The following is a 13511-nucleotide window of genomic DNA, read 5'->3' as shown; positions in this document are numbered from 1 at the left end:
GTAAAATGGGCGGGTATGGGCGTGTACGAGAAGATCCAGGAGGCGGTGGCCTCCATCCGCAAGCGGACGGACTTCGCCCCCGAGGTGGGGATCGTGCTGGGCTCGGGGCTTGGCCCCTTGGCGGAGGAGGTGGAGAAGGTGGCGGAGATCCCCTACGCCGAGATCCCCCACTTCCCCCTCTCCACCGCCCCCGGGCACGCGGGCCGGCTCATCCTGGGGCGCCTCGAGGGCAAACCCGTTCTCGTCTACAAGGGCCGGGTCCACTACTACGAGGGCTACAGCGCCGAGGAGGTGGCCTTCCCCGTGCGGGTGGGCTACTTCCTGGGGGCCAAGACCTTTCTCCTCACCTCCGCCGCTGGGGGGCTCAACCCCCGCTTCCGCGCAGGGGGCATCATGCTCCACCTGGACTACATCAACTTCGCCGGGGCGAACCCCCTAAGGGGCCCAAACGACGAGCGGCTAGGCCCCCGCTTCCCCGTGATGTTTGAGGCCTATGACCCCGAGCTTATAGAGCTTGCCCGCCGCGTGGCCCGCGCCCAGGACCTCCACCTCTTTGAGGGGGTGTACGCCTGGTTCATGGGGCCTGCCTTCGCCAGCCGGGCGGAGCTTAAGCTTTTAAGGGAGCTTGGGGCGGACGCCATCGGCATGTCCACCGTGCCCGAGGTCATCGCCTTGAGGCACCTTGGGGCCAGGGTCTTAGGCCTTTCCACCATCACCGACATGGCGGTGCCCGAGCGGGAGCACCACGCCACGGAGGAGGAGGTCCTGCGGGTGGCGGAGGCCACGGGGCCGGTATTCCGCCGCTTGGTGCGGGGGATCCTCGCCGCGCTCTGATGGGCCTTCCCGAAGTCCTGGAACGCATAGAAAGGGCCTGCCGCCGCGCCGGGCGGGACCCTAGGGGGGTCCGGCTGGTGGCGGTGACCAAGGGGCGGAGCCCGGAGGAGATCGCCGAGAAGGTCCTCCGCCACGGGGCCTTCCCCTTGGGGGAAAGCCGGGTGCAGGAGGCCCTGAAGAAGATGGAGGTCCTCCAGGCGGAGTGGCACCTCATCGGCCCCCTTCAGCGCAACAAGGCCAAGTTCGCCCCCCGCTTCGCCCTCCTCCACTCCCTGGACTCCCTGCGCCTGGCGGAGGCCCTGGAGGGGGTGGGGGCCAAGGCGGGGGTGCGGCTTCGGGTGCTCGTAGAGGTGAACCTGGGCCGGGAGCCCCAGAAGCATGGCTTTTTGGAAGAGGAGCTCCCCGAGGCCCTGGCGCGCCTTAAGGAGATGCCCCACCTGGAGGTTCTTGGCCTCATGACCGTGCCCCCCATAGGCCCCGAGGGCCTGGTGCGCCCCCTTTTCAGGAGGCTTTCGGAGCTTGCCGACCGCTACGGCCTTCCCGAGCGCTCCATGGGCATGTCCGAGGACTTTGAGTGGGCGGTGGAGGAGGGGGCCACCTACGTGCGGGTGGGGCGGGCCCTTTTTGTAGACTGAAGGGGCATGGACCTAACCCCTTTGGACGTCCGCTACCAGGAGTTCCCCACCGCCTTCCGGGGCTACGATAAGGCCGCGGTGCGGGCCTACCTGGGCCAGGTGGCCGAGGTCTTGGAGGGCCTCGTCCGGGAGGGCGAAGCCCTTAAGGAGAGGATCCGCGCCCTGGAAGAGGAGAACGCCCGCCTTAAGGAGGCCGAAGCGGACCTGAAGCGGGCGGTGGTGGCCGCGGAGAAGATCGCCCGGGAGCTCAAGGCCCAGGCGGAAAAGGAGGCCGAGCTCATCCGCAAGGAGGCGGAAGCGGCCAAGGAGCAGGTCCTAAGGGAGGCGGCGGAGGAGCTCAAGCGCCTTCGGGGGGAGATCGAGCGGGCGCGGCAGGAAAAGGCCCTTTTCCTAAGCCAGTTTAAAGCGCTCTTGCAAGGGTACCTGGAATCCCTGGAAAGGCTATAGACCTGGGAAGGGGTTTCAGGCCCAGGTAGAGCCAGAGGCGGTAGAGGGCCTCCCGCGCCCAGTAGCCCAGGGGGTAGCGCCCAGGCACGGGGTGCCCCTGGGCCTTTAGGCCTAGAAGCCGGGCCAGGAAGAGGGCCCTTGGCAGGTGGGGGGCGTCGGTGACCAAAAGGAGCCGCCCCCGCACCCTGCCTTTCAGGAAGAGGAGGTTCTCGAAGGTGTTCTGGCTTTTCCCCTCGCAGAGAAGGGCCTCTTCGGGCACGCCCCGCGCCCGGAGGTAGCGGCAGCCCACCTCCCCCTCGCTCAGCCGGTCCCCCGGGGCCTTGCCCCCGGTCACGGCGATGCGGGGGGCCACCCCCTTCCGGTAAAGCTCCAAGGCGGTGAGGAGCCGACGTTCCAGGGCGGGGGAGGGCCTACCCCCGTACTGGGCGGCCCCCAGGACCACGATCCAGTCGTACTGGGCCAGGGCCAGGGCCAGGAGAAGGAGCACCCACACGCCCCCCAATCTACGCCCTCCTTGGGGTTTTCTGGTATACTGAGGGGGCCAAGTGGAGAAGATCTTCGGCAAGACCCAAGGGCTCAAGAAGAGCGAGCTTAAGAAGCTTTCCAACCTGTACCGCAGGCGCGTGCCCAAGGAGCGGCTCCTCACCCCGGAGCTGGCCCACACCCTGGCCGCCCTTTCCGCGGAGATGGGCCGGCCCGTGGCCCTCCTCCTGGACCGGGAGGGGCGGGTGGTGCGGGTGGGGGTGGGGGACGCCAAGGACCTCCCCCTGCCCGAGGGGGCTAGGACAGAGCGGCGGCTTTCCGGCTACCGCCTCCTCCACACCCACCTGGCCCCGGGGGGGTTCTCCCGGCCGGACCTCTCCGTCCTCTTCCTGAACCGGCTGGACAGCCTGGCGGCCCTCGAGGTGGAGGGGGGCCAGCCCGGCCTCCTCCACGTGGCCTTCCTCTCCCCCCCCAAGGCGGAGGAGGAGGACTGGCGCATCCTCCCGCCCAGGCCCTTCCACCAGTACCTGGACTTTGACCTCTGGGCGGAGGTGAACGCCCTGGAGGAGGAGCTTGCCCGCCAGGCCCGGGTGCTGGAGATCCAGGACGGGGGGCGGGAGCGGGCCATCCTGGTGGGGGTGGACCGGGGGGAGGGGCCGGAGGCGGAGGCCGCGCTAGAGGAGCTCGCCGAGCTCACCCGCACCGCAGGGGGGGTGGTGGTGCGGAAAGTCCTGGTCTACCGCCTCGAGCTGGACCCCCGCTACCTGGTGGGCCTGGGGAAGCTGGAGGAGCTGAAAAGCCTGGCCTACCACGAGAACGCCTCCACCCTCATCTTCAGCCTGGACCTCACCCCCACCCAGGCCCGGGAGATAGAGGGGGCCACGGGCCTTAAAGTCCTGGACCGGACCCAGCTCATCCTGGACATCTTCGCCCTCCACGCCAAGACCCCCGAGGCCAAGGACCAGGTGGAGCTGGCCCAGCTCAAGTACCTCCTCCCTAGGCTCGTGGGCAAGGGGAAGGAGCTTTCCCGCCTGGGGGGTGGGATCGGCACCCGGGGCCCCGGGGAGACCAAGCTGGAGGTGGACCGCAGGCGGCTTCAGGAACGGATCGTCCACCTCACCCACCGCCTGAAGGGCTACGCCGAGCGGCGGGAGGAGGCGAGAAGGCAACGGCGCCGCCGGGGGGTTCCCCTCATCGCCGTGGTGGGCTACACCAACGCGGGCAAGACCACCCTCCTTTCCGCCCTGGCCCGGGGCGGGGAGCCGGGGGAGGACAAGCTCTTCGCCACCCTGAGGCCCCTCACCCGCCGGGGCTTCCTGCCCGGGGTGGGGGAGGTGCTCTTCACGGACACCGTGGGCTTCATCCGCAGGATGCCGGAAACCCTCCTGGAGGCCTTCCGGGCCACCCTGGAGGAGGTGCGGGAGGCCGATCTTCTCCTCCACGTGCTGGACGCCTCCGAGGATGGGGCTTTGGGGCGGTATGGGGTGGTGGAGGAGCTTCTTCGGGAGCTTTCCGTGGAGGCCCCCCGGGTCCTGGCCCTGAACAAGGCGGACCGGGCGGCCCCTTACGACCTCTACTACCTCCAGGAGCGGCTGGGGGGGGTGGCGGTCTCCGCCCTGAAGGGCACGGGCCTTCCCGCCCTAAGGGAGGCCCTGGCCGAGGCCCTCCTCCGGGCGGGGGTGCGGCCCCAGGCCTGGGCTCAGTACACGTAGAACCCCTTCAGGCCCGTCTCCTCCGACCACTGCACCTCCACCTCCTCCACCCGGGCCAGCCTTGGGCCCTGTTTCAGGTGGTGGAGGAGGGCTTCCAGGTCCTCCTTGGGGCCTTCCGCCACCACCTCCACCCGCCCATCCGGAAGGTTTTCCGCGTAGCCGGAAAGCCCGAGCTCCAGGGCCTTCCTTTGCACGAAGGCCCGGTACCCCACCCCCTGCACCCTTCCCCTGACCAAGGCCACCAGGCGCGGCATGGGGGCATTTTAAACCCCCCTCCATGACCTTTTCACACTGGGGGTCTATCCTACGGGAGGAGTGCGGCGCCTCCTCTTCCTCCTTCCCCTCCTCTTTCTCCTGGCCCTCCCTGCCTGGCCCCCCCTTTTGCAGGGGGTGGTGCGCTGGGGCCTGGAGGGAGCAGGGTTTTCCGGGAAGGTGGAGGGGGTTCGGGGCTACCTCCTCCTGGGCCTCCGGCTCCGGGGGGTGGACCTTAGGGGGGAGGGCCTGAGCCTGAAGGCCGAGGAGGTGGAGGTGGCCTATGACCTTTTGGGCCTGCTCCGCCGGGAACTCCCCTTAAGGGTTAGGGTGCGGAAGGGGCTCATCCGGCCCACCTGGGAGGCCCTGATTCCGGAAAAGCCGGGCCCCCCGCCCCCCATAAGGACCCTCTTCCGGAGCCTGGTCCTGGAGGAGGTGGCGGTGGAGCTCCCAAAAGGGGAAAGGCTCTTCCTCCCCCCCTTGCGCCTCACCCTGGAGGGGCAAAACCCCTACCGCTTCCTGGCCCGCCTGCCCGGCGGGACCCTGGAGGGGGAGGCCCGGCCTCTTGCGGAAGACCTTTCCGCTTGGCGGGTGGCCTTCAGGGGCGGGGTGGGGGCCCTTTCCTTCTTCTACCCGGGGCTCTTGGGCGGGGCCCTTTCCGGGGAGGTGGAGGTGGGGCCCAAGGGGGTCCTGGGCCGGGCGCGGGTGGAGGGGGGCGCGGTGGAGCTGGTGGGCTTCCGCCTCAGCGGGGTGGGGGGGGAGGTGCGCCTTCTTGGGGGGCGGGCGGAGGCGGAGCTTAGGGGGGAAGGCCTCGAGGGGCCCCTGACCGCCTGGGCGGAGGTGGACTGGGGCCGGGCCTTCTACCGCTTCCGCCTAGAGGGCCGCCCCAGGCTCCAGGCCCTGGCCCGCCACTACGGGCTGGAGCTTCCCTTGGAGGGGGAGGGGCTTCTCCGCCTCGAGGGCTCGGGCTGGGAGAGGCTCGCCCTGGAAGGGGCCTTTGAGGGGGAGGGGCGGCTTCTGGGGGAGCCTTTCCGCCACCGGGGAAGGCTCGGGTTTGACGGGGTCTTCTCCTTGGAGGCCCTGGCGGAGGGCCGCCTCTTTGACCGGACCTACGCCCTGGACTTCGCCCTGAGGGGCCAGGCCTACCGGGCCCACCTCCGGGACAGCCTGGGAAGCGCCCTCCGCCTGGAGGGGGAGGGGGTCCAGGCCCGAGGGGAAGGGGCGGTGGCCTGGCCCAGGCCCCTGGAGGGCCTGGCCCGGGTGCGCTTTTTGAGCGAGGGGAGCCGCTTCCGGGTGGGGGTGGAAAGCCCCGGGGTGCGGCTTCCCCTTTTCCAGCCCTTAGACCTTTCCGGAAGCCTGGAGGGGGAAGGGGGAAGGGTGAGGGGGCGGCTTGGGCCTTTGGCCTTCTTTGGCCCTTGGTCCGACCTCGCCCTAAGCCTGAAGGCCACGCCCCTCCTCCTGGGGGCGCTTGAGGGGGAGGGGCGGCTCCGCTTGGGGCGGCTTCGGGCGGACCTCCGCTACGACTCCCCTTACGCCCGCCTTCCCCTCTTTGTGGTCCAGGAGGATGGGGGCTTCCGCTTCCTAAGCCCCTACGGGGAGGGGCGCTACCGGAAGGGGGTTTTGGACCTCGCCCTGAGGGACCTCCCCCTTTCCCTCCTGGACACCTTCCGCCTTTCGGGGCGGGCCCGGTATGGGGGGGAAGGGCTTTCGGGGCGCCTCTCCTTAAAAGGGCGCTACCTCGAGGCCGAGGCCCATCTCCGGGGCCTGGGGGCGGAGCTTAGGGGGGCGGCCCTCACCCCCTTGGGCCGGGTGCCCCTGGAGGGGGTCTACGACCCGGAAAGGGGCCTGGACCTCCGGGCCGGGGGGCTCGGGGTGCGCTACCGGGAGGGCCTACGGGTGGTGGGGAAGGGGGGCCTGGGCCCCCTCCTCTTGGAGGCCGACCTGGCCTACCGGGAGGGGTTTTCCGGCTGGGCCCGCTTCCGGGCCTACGGGGTGGAAGGGAGGCTCCTGGGGGAGGGGCCTAGGCTTTCCCTTTCCACCTGGGGGTGGGTGGAGGCGGAAGGGGAGGTCTACCCTAGCCTTCGGCTTTCCGGGCGCCTGATCCCCCCGGCGGTGGAGGGCCTCGCCCTGCCGCCCCTCCCCCTCCAGTTGGACCGGGAGGGCTTAAGGGTGGAGGGGGTGGGGGAGGTGGCCTTCCGGGGGGGGTTCCCCTTCCGGCTCCGCCTCCCCTTCGCCTACCGGGGGCAGGAAGGGGTGCTGGAGGCGGAGGGGGACCTCCAGGGGGGGAGGGCTGCCCTCAAGACCCCGTACGGGGCCCTTTCCGCCCAGGGGCCCTGGCGGGGGCTTCGCCTCCAGGGCGAGGCCCGGCTTCCCGCCCTGGGGGCGGGGGCCCTCCGGGGCGAGGCGGACCTCTTGGCCCTCCGCTACCGGGGGGAGGCCCGGTTCTCCGCCCTGGCCCTGGCCTTCTCGGGGGAGGGCCTTCGGGTGCGCTTCCAGGGGGCGGGGCCGGGGCTTCGCCTTTCCGGGGGGTACGAGGGGGCCCTTCGCCTGGACCTGAGGGCCGAGGGCCTGGACCTAAGCCCTTTTGGCCTTTTCGGGAAGGTCTCGGGGGCCTGGGGGGAGGGGGGTGGAAGGCTCCTTTGGGAGACCCCCTACGGGCGCCTCGAGGCCTTAGGGCACGAACTTCTAAAGGCCCGCCTCCGCTTCCAGGGGCCTTATGGGGAAGGGGAGGGGGAGGCTTCCCCGGAAGGCCTCTCCGCCCGTCTGGAAGGGGGCTACCGCCAAGGGGGGGTGGCCCTCCGCCTGGAGGCTTCGGGCGGGGGGCCTTGGACCGCCTTGGCCTTCGCCCTGAAGGGCCGGGCGGAAGCGCCCTACCTGGAGCCCGTGGACCTGGAGGGGAGGGCCCGGCTCGAGGGGGGCCGCTTCCGCTACGCCCTGGAGGGTCCCATCCGGCTGGAGGGGGAGGGGCTTGGCTACCGGGGGGCCTTCCGCCTCCCCTTCCGCCTCCTGGAGCGCGGCGGGGCGCTGGAAGGGGCCTTCCGGGGGGAGGGCCTTAAGGTTTCGGGCGAGGGGGAGGGGGTCTGGGCCGGGCTTCCCTTCCGCTTCCGGGGAGGGTACGGGGAAGGGACCTTCCTGGAGGTGGCCTACGAGGGCTCCCATCTGCGCCTTTTGGGGGAGGAGGTGGCCTTCCGCCTGGACCTCGGGCCTTTGGGGAAGGCCCTGGGCCTCCCCTTGGGGGGGCGGGCGGAAGGGGCGCTGGACCTGAGGGGCGGGGGGGAGGCCCAGGGGGAGGTGGCCTACGGCGGGGAGGCCTTCCGCTTCCGCTATGGGGAGGGGACGCTCCGGCTCCTCTGGCGGGAGGTGGGCCTGGCCTGGACCCCGGGAACGGGGGCGCTACAGGGCCTGGGGGCGCTTTCCGGAACGGGCCGGCTGGACCTTGGGGGAAGGCGCCTGGAGGGGGCTTTCCGCTACCAGGATTGGGAGCTTCAGGTGGAAGGCCCCTGGAGCGCCCTGGGGCTCGAGGCCCGCCACGCGGGGGAGGGGCTTGGGGAAACCCGCCTTTCGGCACGCCTGGACCTCCTGGCCCAGAAGGGGGAAGGCCGGCTCCGCCACCGCTCTTCCTATGCGGAAGGGGCGCTGGACCTCCTCTGGTCGGGGACGGGGTACCGGGGGCAGGGCTTCCTCCGGAGCCTGGCCTATCTGGAGCAGGAGGGGCCGGTGGAGCTCCTGGGGGAGGGGGCCAGGGTGCGGGCGACCTGGCATGCGCCCTTAGCCCTGGAGGCCCGCTACGAGGAGGGGCTGCACCTTCACTTGAAAGGGCAGGGGGCGGTGGAGGGGGTGGCCCTCCAAGCGGACCTGGCCTACGGTCCCGGGGGCTACCGGGGGGGGTTTCGGGCGGAGGGGCTTGGGCTTCGCCTGGAGGGCGTGGGGGAGGGTCACTTGCGCCTCAGGCTTTCCGGGCGGGTGGGGCCGGGGGCGGTCCGGGGGGAGGGCCTCCTCCAGGGCCTTTCCCTTTCCGGACGGGTGGGGCTGGACCTTCCCCTTCTGAAAGGGGCCCTAAAGGGGGAGGTGGCGCTTTTGGGCACCCTCCCCGACCTCCGGGCGGAGGGGCGGGGGGCCTTGGAAGGGGAGGGCCTGAGGCTTCCCTTCCGCCTCGCCTACCGGCAGGGAGGAGGGGCTTACGGGGTGGAGGCCCTAAGCCTGGAGGCCCGGGGAGAGGGGCTGGACCTGGCCCTGGAGGGAGGGCGCCTAAAGGCCCAAGGGGGTTTGGACCTCACCCCCTTGGGCCTGCCCCTCTTCGTGGGGCTTTCCGGGGAAGGGCCTTGGACAGGGCCCCTTTCCCTCACCCTCCGTCCGGGGGCGGGGCTGGGTTTAGAAGGGGAGGCCTCGGGGCGGCTTTGGCTTTCCCCCTTGCGGGCGGAGGTTAGGGGAACCCTCCTCGGGGAGGCCCTGGAGGCGGGGTATGGGGAGGGGGGCTTATGGGCGCGCTTCCTGGGGCCTAGGGTAAGGGGGGAGGCTTTTTACCGGGAGGGGCTTTCTGGGCGGCTCCAAGTGCGCTACCCGGTGCCTGAGGGTGCGGTTTTGGCGGAGGCGGACCTAGGCTCGGGGCGCATCCTGCTGAGGGGCGAGGGGGCTTTGGAGGGGGGTGGGGAGGGGGTCTTCTGCCTGCCCCGGCCCCTGGGGCCTTGCGCGGGGGTGGAAGGGGGGGCGCGACTGGACCTGGCCTACCGGGGGGTGGGGTTCCGGGGCGCGTACCGCTACCAGGGGGGGGTGGCCGGGGAGGGGGTGCTTTCCACCCCCTACGGGGCGGTGCGGGCGGTGGGGCGGGGGCTGGGGCTGGACCTTTTGGGGGTGGACCTTCCCCTTACCGGGCGGCTGGACCTTTCCCCTTTGGCCCTGCGTTACCGGTACGAGGGGCCCTTGCCCTGGGGCCTTGGGGTTTTGGAGGCGGAGGGGGCCTATCCGGGGGTGTGGCTTAAGGGGGTCTACCGGTACGGGGAGGTGGCCTTGGCCCTCACGGGCCTTCCCGGCTTCCGCCTGAGGGTGGAGGGGGATGGGGTTTCGGGGGAGGTGGGACCCGGCGGGGTGGGCCTCCGCCTCCAGGGGTTTGCCTACGGCCCCTTGCGCCTCACGGGGGGGGTGGAGGGTTCTTTTGCCCACCTAAAGGGCCGCCTCCTTCTGGAGGCCTTTGGGCGGCGGGCGGAGGCGGAGGGGGCTTGGAGGGAGGGGGCTTTGGAGGCCCGCCTTTCGGGGGATTTAGAGGGGGAGGTGGCCTACCGGGGGGCCTGGGAGGGGGAGGTGGCCTTCCCCTACGGGCGGGCGCGGCTTTCCGGGCGGGGGGTGCCTCTCCTGGAGGGGGAGGCCTTGGGCCAGGCCTTCCGCCTGGCCTGGCCCCTCTTGGAGGTGGGGGGGGTGGGGGTGGACCTGGCCCGGCGGGAGGCCCGGGGGTCGGGGGAGGTGCGCGTCCTTTCCCTCCCCCCCATCCGGGTGGAGGGCGAGGGCGGAAGGGTGGCCCTGGCCCTTACCCTGCCCCCAAACCCTTTGGCGGAAGGGGAGGTGCGGGGGGTCTTGGACCTGGAGGCTCTGGCCCTCACCCTCTCCGCCACCTTTGGGGAGGGGGCCCTGCGCTACCAGGGGGGGGAGGTGTCCGGGGCGCTGGCCCTGCCCCTTTCCGGGCTCAGTTTGCGCCTGGAGGGGAAGGGGAAGGAGGTTTTCCTGGAGGGGGCCCACCCGGCCCATCCCTGGTGGGCGGCGGGGGAGGGGGCTTTGGAGGGGCGGGTGGACCTGGCCGGAGGCTACCGGGTCCACTACCGGGCGGGCCCGCAGGCCGTGGAGCTATCGGGGCGCTTTTTGGAGGTGGAGCTTAAGGCGGAGGGCCCCTATCTGCGGGGCCATCTCCGCTACCCCGGGGAGGGTGGGGGGGTCCTGAAGGTGGACCTGCCCTTGGCCCCCTTGGGGGCCCGGTTCCTGGGGGAGGTGCGGGATGGCCCGGGCTTCCCCGTGGAGGGGGTCCTCTCGGGGGAGGTGGGCCGGCTCCAGGGGCAGGGCACCCTTCTTCCCCTGGAGGGGCGCCTTCGCCTGGAAGACGCCGCCTTGGAGGACTTCTTGGGCCGATACGCCCCCTACCTGAAGGGCCGGGCCTCGGGGGAGGTGGCCTTTAAGGGGGGTAGGGGAGAGGCCCGCTTGGAGGGGCAGGTGGGGGTGGCGGGGGAGACCCTGCCCTTTAGCCTGCAGGGCGGCTTTGGCCCCAGGGTGGAGGTTTTGGGGGTCCTGGGGCGCACCCCCCTGGCCCTGGCCTGGGAGCGGGGGGTTCTGGACCTCCGGGCCGACCCCCGGGGCTTCCCCCTCCACCTCCTCCTCGCCGCGGTGGCGGGCCCCCTGGAGGGCCAGGCCTACTGGACGGGCGCGCTCCGCCTCCGCCTGCCCCTTGGGGACCCCTGGGCGGGGGAGGGGGTGCTGGTGGGGGAGAGCCTGGTCTTCCGGGGCGGGGGGGATGAGCTTAGGGGGCAGGCCGCCTTCCGCTACGGGGGAAGGCGGCTTACCGTGGACCACCTCCGCCTCTCGGGCCGGGGGAGCTGGGAGGGGGCGGGCTACTGGAGCCCGGAGGGGAGCGACCTCCGCCTCACCCTTAAGGACACCGTCTACACCCCCGTTCTCCAGGTGGTGCCCTTCTTAAAGCCCTACCGGCCCCAGGCCTCGGGCACCCTGGAGCTTCGCCTTACCGGGGAGGGGTTCCGGGTGGACCTGGAGGACTTCGCCTTCCGCTTAGGCCCCCTGGAGGGGCGCGTGCCCAAGGGCCTCCTTGCCCTAAACGGGGGGGCTAGGGCGGAGGGGGAGCTCCTCCTCTCCAAGCCCTTCCCGGGGCGGGCCCGGCTGGGCCTCCAGGGCACCTTAGAGGACTTCCGGGTCCTGGCCCGGGGGGAGGTCTCCCTGCCCGGCCTTAAGGAAGCCACCCCTGCGGAGCTCGCCCTCCGCTACCCCGGCTACGGGGTGGGGATCGCCCTAGGGGAGGCCCAGGCCTCGGGCACCCTCTTTCCCTTGCGGCTTGCGGGCTACGGCAAGCTTCCCCTCTACTACCCCCGTTACTACCTGCAAGAGGGCCTGCTGGACGTGAAGAGCTTCTTCCTTTACGAGGAGAAGGGCACCTACCACCTTACGGGGAACGCGGAGGTCTTGAGGGCCCGCCTGGCCATCCCCGAGGCGGGCCAGCGGGCCTTGGTGCAGGAGGGGGTGCCCACCGGGGAGGCCCCAGGGGCGCCCCTCCCCCTCCGCTTTGAGGGGGTGCGGATCTACGCGGAGCGGGGGATCTTGGTCCAGGAGAGCCTAGCCCAGGGGGAGCTTAAGGGGGAGGTGTACCTGGAGGGCCCCTACGCCGACCCCTATTTGGTGGGGGAGGTCCGGCCCCTTTGGGGGGCCTTCCGCCTGTGGGACGCCCAGTTTGCCTTGGAGCCCGAAAGCGCCCTCCGCTTCCGCCCGGACCGGGGTCTCCTCCCCGAGTTCGCCCTAAAGGCCTCGGCCCAGGTGCGGGGCTACGCCGTGGCCCTCGAGGCCCAAGGGGAGTTCCTCCGGGAAAACGGCCGGGTGAAGGTGCGCCTCGAGCCCCGCTTCACCTCCGAGCCCCCCCTTTCCGAGCCGGAGATCTACGCCCTCCTCGCCCTCGGCACCCCCGACGTGACCCGCCTGGCGGAGACCTTCCCCCAGGTGGCCCTGGGGGCGGTGTTGGAAAACCTCCTGGTGGGCCAGCTGGAGCGGGAGCTGGCCCGCGCCCTGGGGCTGGACCGGCTCCGGGTGGAACTGCCCGCCCTCCAGGGGGGGGCTTTGGAGGACACCCGCTTCTCCATCGGCAAATACTTAAGCCCCGAGCTCTTCCTGGGCTACACCCTGGACCTGCAGGGGGCGCAGACCTTCTCCGTGGGCTACCGCCGGGACGGGCTCACCGTGAGCCTGGGCTCTACCTTCCTCTTCGGGGACGGGCGATTGAGCCGCCTGGACTTGGAGCTGGGCTACGACCTCGCCCCGGACCTGGCCCTCTCCCTCGGCCTCGAGGCCTCCGACACCGTGCGCTTCAGCGTGGGGGCCCTTTACCGGTGGTAGGATGCCCCCGGTATGCGCGCGCTCGCCAAACTGGAAGGAAGCCCTGGCCTAACCCTGGTGGAACGCCCCGTGCCCGAGCCCGGCCCCGGGGAGATCCTGGTGCGGGTGGAGGCGGCCAGCATCTGCGGCACCGATCTCCACATCTGGCGCTGGGACGCCTGGGCCCAGGGGCGGATCCGCCCGCCTTTGGTCCTGGGGCACGAGTTCAGCGGGGTGGTGGAGGCGGTGGGCCCGGGGGTGAAAAGGCCCAAGGTGGGGGACCGGGTGAGCCTGGAAAGCCACGTGGTCTGCCATACCTGCCCCGCCTGCCGGGTGGGCCACTACCACGTCTGCCTGAACACGGAGATCCTGGGGGTGGACCGGGACGGGGGCTTCGCCGAGTACGCCCTCGTCCCGGCGGAAAACGCCTGGGTCCACCCGGAGGGCTTCCCCTTTGAGGTGGCGGCCATCCTGGAGCCTTTTGGCAACGCGGTCCACACGGTCTACGCGGGAAGCGGGGTTTCGGGGAAGAGCGTCCTCATTACGGGAGCGGGGCCCATCGGCCTCATGGCGGCCATGGTGGCCCGGGCCAGCGGGGCCGGCCCCATCCTGGTCTCCGACCCCAACCCCTACCGCTTGGGCTTCGCCCGCCCCTACGCGGACCGCTTGGTGAACCCTCTGGAGGAAGACCTCCTGGAGGTGGTGCGGCAGGTTACGGGAAGCGGGGTGGAGGTCCTCCTGGAGTTTTCCGGGAACGAGGCGGCCATCCACCAGGGCCTGAAGGCCCTCATCCCCGGGGGGGAGGCCAGGATCCTCGGCATCCCCTCAGACCCCATCCGCTTTGACCTGGCGGGGGAGCTCGTCATGCGGGGGATCACCGCCTACGGCATCGCCGGCCGCAGGCTCTGGCAGACCTGGATGCAGGGCACCGCCCTGGTCTACTCCGGCCGGGTGGACCTCACCCCCCTCATCACCCACCGCCTGCCCCTAAGCCGCTACCAGGAGGCCTTCGCCCTCTTGGAAAAGGGGCAGGGGGTGAAGGTCATCCTGGACCCCAAGGCCTAGGGTATCCTTA

Annotated in this window: 8 protein-coding genes; 6 read left to right on the top strand and 2 right to left on the bottom strand. The window is 71.4% G+C overall.

Features of this window, described 5'->3' with window-relative positions:
* Window positions 1-15: 15 nt before the first annotated feature.
* The 3 genes from B043_RS0109090 to B043_RS0109080 are packed head-to-tail and all read left to right on the top strand — an operon-like array spanning window position 16 to window position 1916.
* Window positions 16-834: a purine-nucleoside phosphorylase gene (locus B043_RS0109090; protein WP_016329041.1), complete on the top strand. Its 819-nt coding sequence runs from the start codon at window positions 16-18 to the stop codon at window positions 832-834.
* Complete coding sequence (locus B043_RS0109085; RefSeq protein ID WP_018461766.1) at window positions 834-1469, top strand: YggS family pyridoxal phosphate-dependent enzyme; 636 nt, start codon at window positions 834-836, stop codon at window positions 1467-1469. Before B043_RS0109090 ends, B043_RS0109085 begins: the two co-directional genes overlap by 1 nt.
* A gap of 6 nt (window positions 1470-1475) precedes the next feature.
* Window positions 1476-1916 carry a DivIVA domain-containing protein gene (locus tag B043_RS0109080; protein WP_016329043.1) on the top strand — a complete coding sequence of 147 codons (441 nt, stop codon included), beginning with the start codon at window positions 1476-1478 and terminating at the stop codon, window positions 1914-1916.
* Here B043_RS0109080 and B043_RS0109075 read toward each other — a convergent pair.
* The gene (locus B043_RS0109075) at window positions 1870-2418 is read right to left on the bottom strand and encodes a YdcF family protein (protein ID WP_026234206.1); all 549 of its coding nucleotides are present in this window, start codon (window positions 2416-2418) and stop codon (window positions 1870-1872) included. The genes B043_RS0109080 and B043_RS0109075 overlap by 47 nt on opposite strands.
* A gap of 43 nt (window positions 2419-2461) precedes the next feature.
* On the opposite strand from B043_RS0109075, the gene hflX reads away from it, so the two are divergent.
* The gene (gene hflX, locus B043_RS0109070; protein WP_018461764.1) at window positions 2462-4111 is read left to right on the top strand and encodes a GTPase HflX; all 1650 of its coding nucleotides are present in this window, start codon (window positions 2462-2464) and stop codon (window positions 4109-4111) included.
* On the opposite strand, the gene B043_RS0109065 is transcribed toward hflX, so the two are convergent.
* A complete protein-coding gene (locus tag B043_RS0109065; protein ID WP_016329046.1) occupies window positions 4099-4365 on the bottom strand; it encodes an acylphosphatase in 267 nt (88 codons plus the stop codon). The genes hflX and B043_RS0109065 overlap by 13 nt on opposite strands.
* A gap of 61 nt (window positions 4366-4426) precedes the next feature.
* Between B043_RS0109065 and B043_RS0109060 the strand changes: the two genes are divergently transcribed.
* Window positions 4427-12457, top strand: a complete 8031-nt coding sequence (locus B043_RS0109060) for a translocation/assembly module TamB domain-containing protein (protein ID WP_018461763.1) — start codon at window positions 4427-4429, stop codon at window positions 12455-12457.
* A 12-nt stretch (window positions 12458-12469) separates the two neighbouring features.
* The gene (tdh, locus tag B043_RS0109055; protein ID WP_018461762.1) at window positions 12470-13501 is read left to right on the top strand and encodes an L-threonine 3-dehydrogenase; all 1032 of its coding nucleotides are present in this window, start codon (window positions 12470-12472) and stop codon (window positions 13499-13501) included.
* Window positions 13502-13511 lie beyond the last annotated feature (10 nt).

Source organism: Thermus oshimai DSM 12092 (assembly GCF_000373145.1).
Lineage (GTDB): Bacteria > Deinococcota > Deinococci > Deinococcales > Thermaceae > Thermus > Thermus oshimai.
This window is presented reverse-complemented; position numbering and strand designations above follow the sequence as displayed.

Excerpts from the sequence above, each read along its gene's own strand:
- B043_RS0109080 (WP_016329043.1), top strand. The coding sequence starts at position 1,476 with ATGGACCTAACCCCTTTGGACGTCCGCTACCAGGAGTTCCCCACCGCC.
- B043_RS0109085 (WP_018461766.1), top strand. The coding sequence starts at position 834 with ATGGGCCTTCCCGAAGTCCTGGAACGCATAGAAAGGGCCTGCCGCCGC.
- tdh (WP_018461762.1), top strand. The coding sequence starts at position 12,470 with ATGCGCGCGCTCGCCAAACTGGAAGGAAGCCCTGGCCTAACCCTGGTG.
- B043_RS0109065 (WP_016329046.1), bottom strand. The coding sequence starts at position 4,365 with ATGCCGCGCCTGGTGGCCTTGGTCAGGGGAAGGGTGCAGGGGGTGGGG.
- B043_RS0109090 (WP_016329041.1), top strand. The coding sequence starts at position 16 with ATGGGCGTGTACGAGAAGATCCAGGAGGCGGTGGCCTCCATCCGCAAG.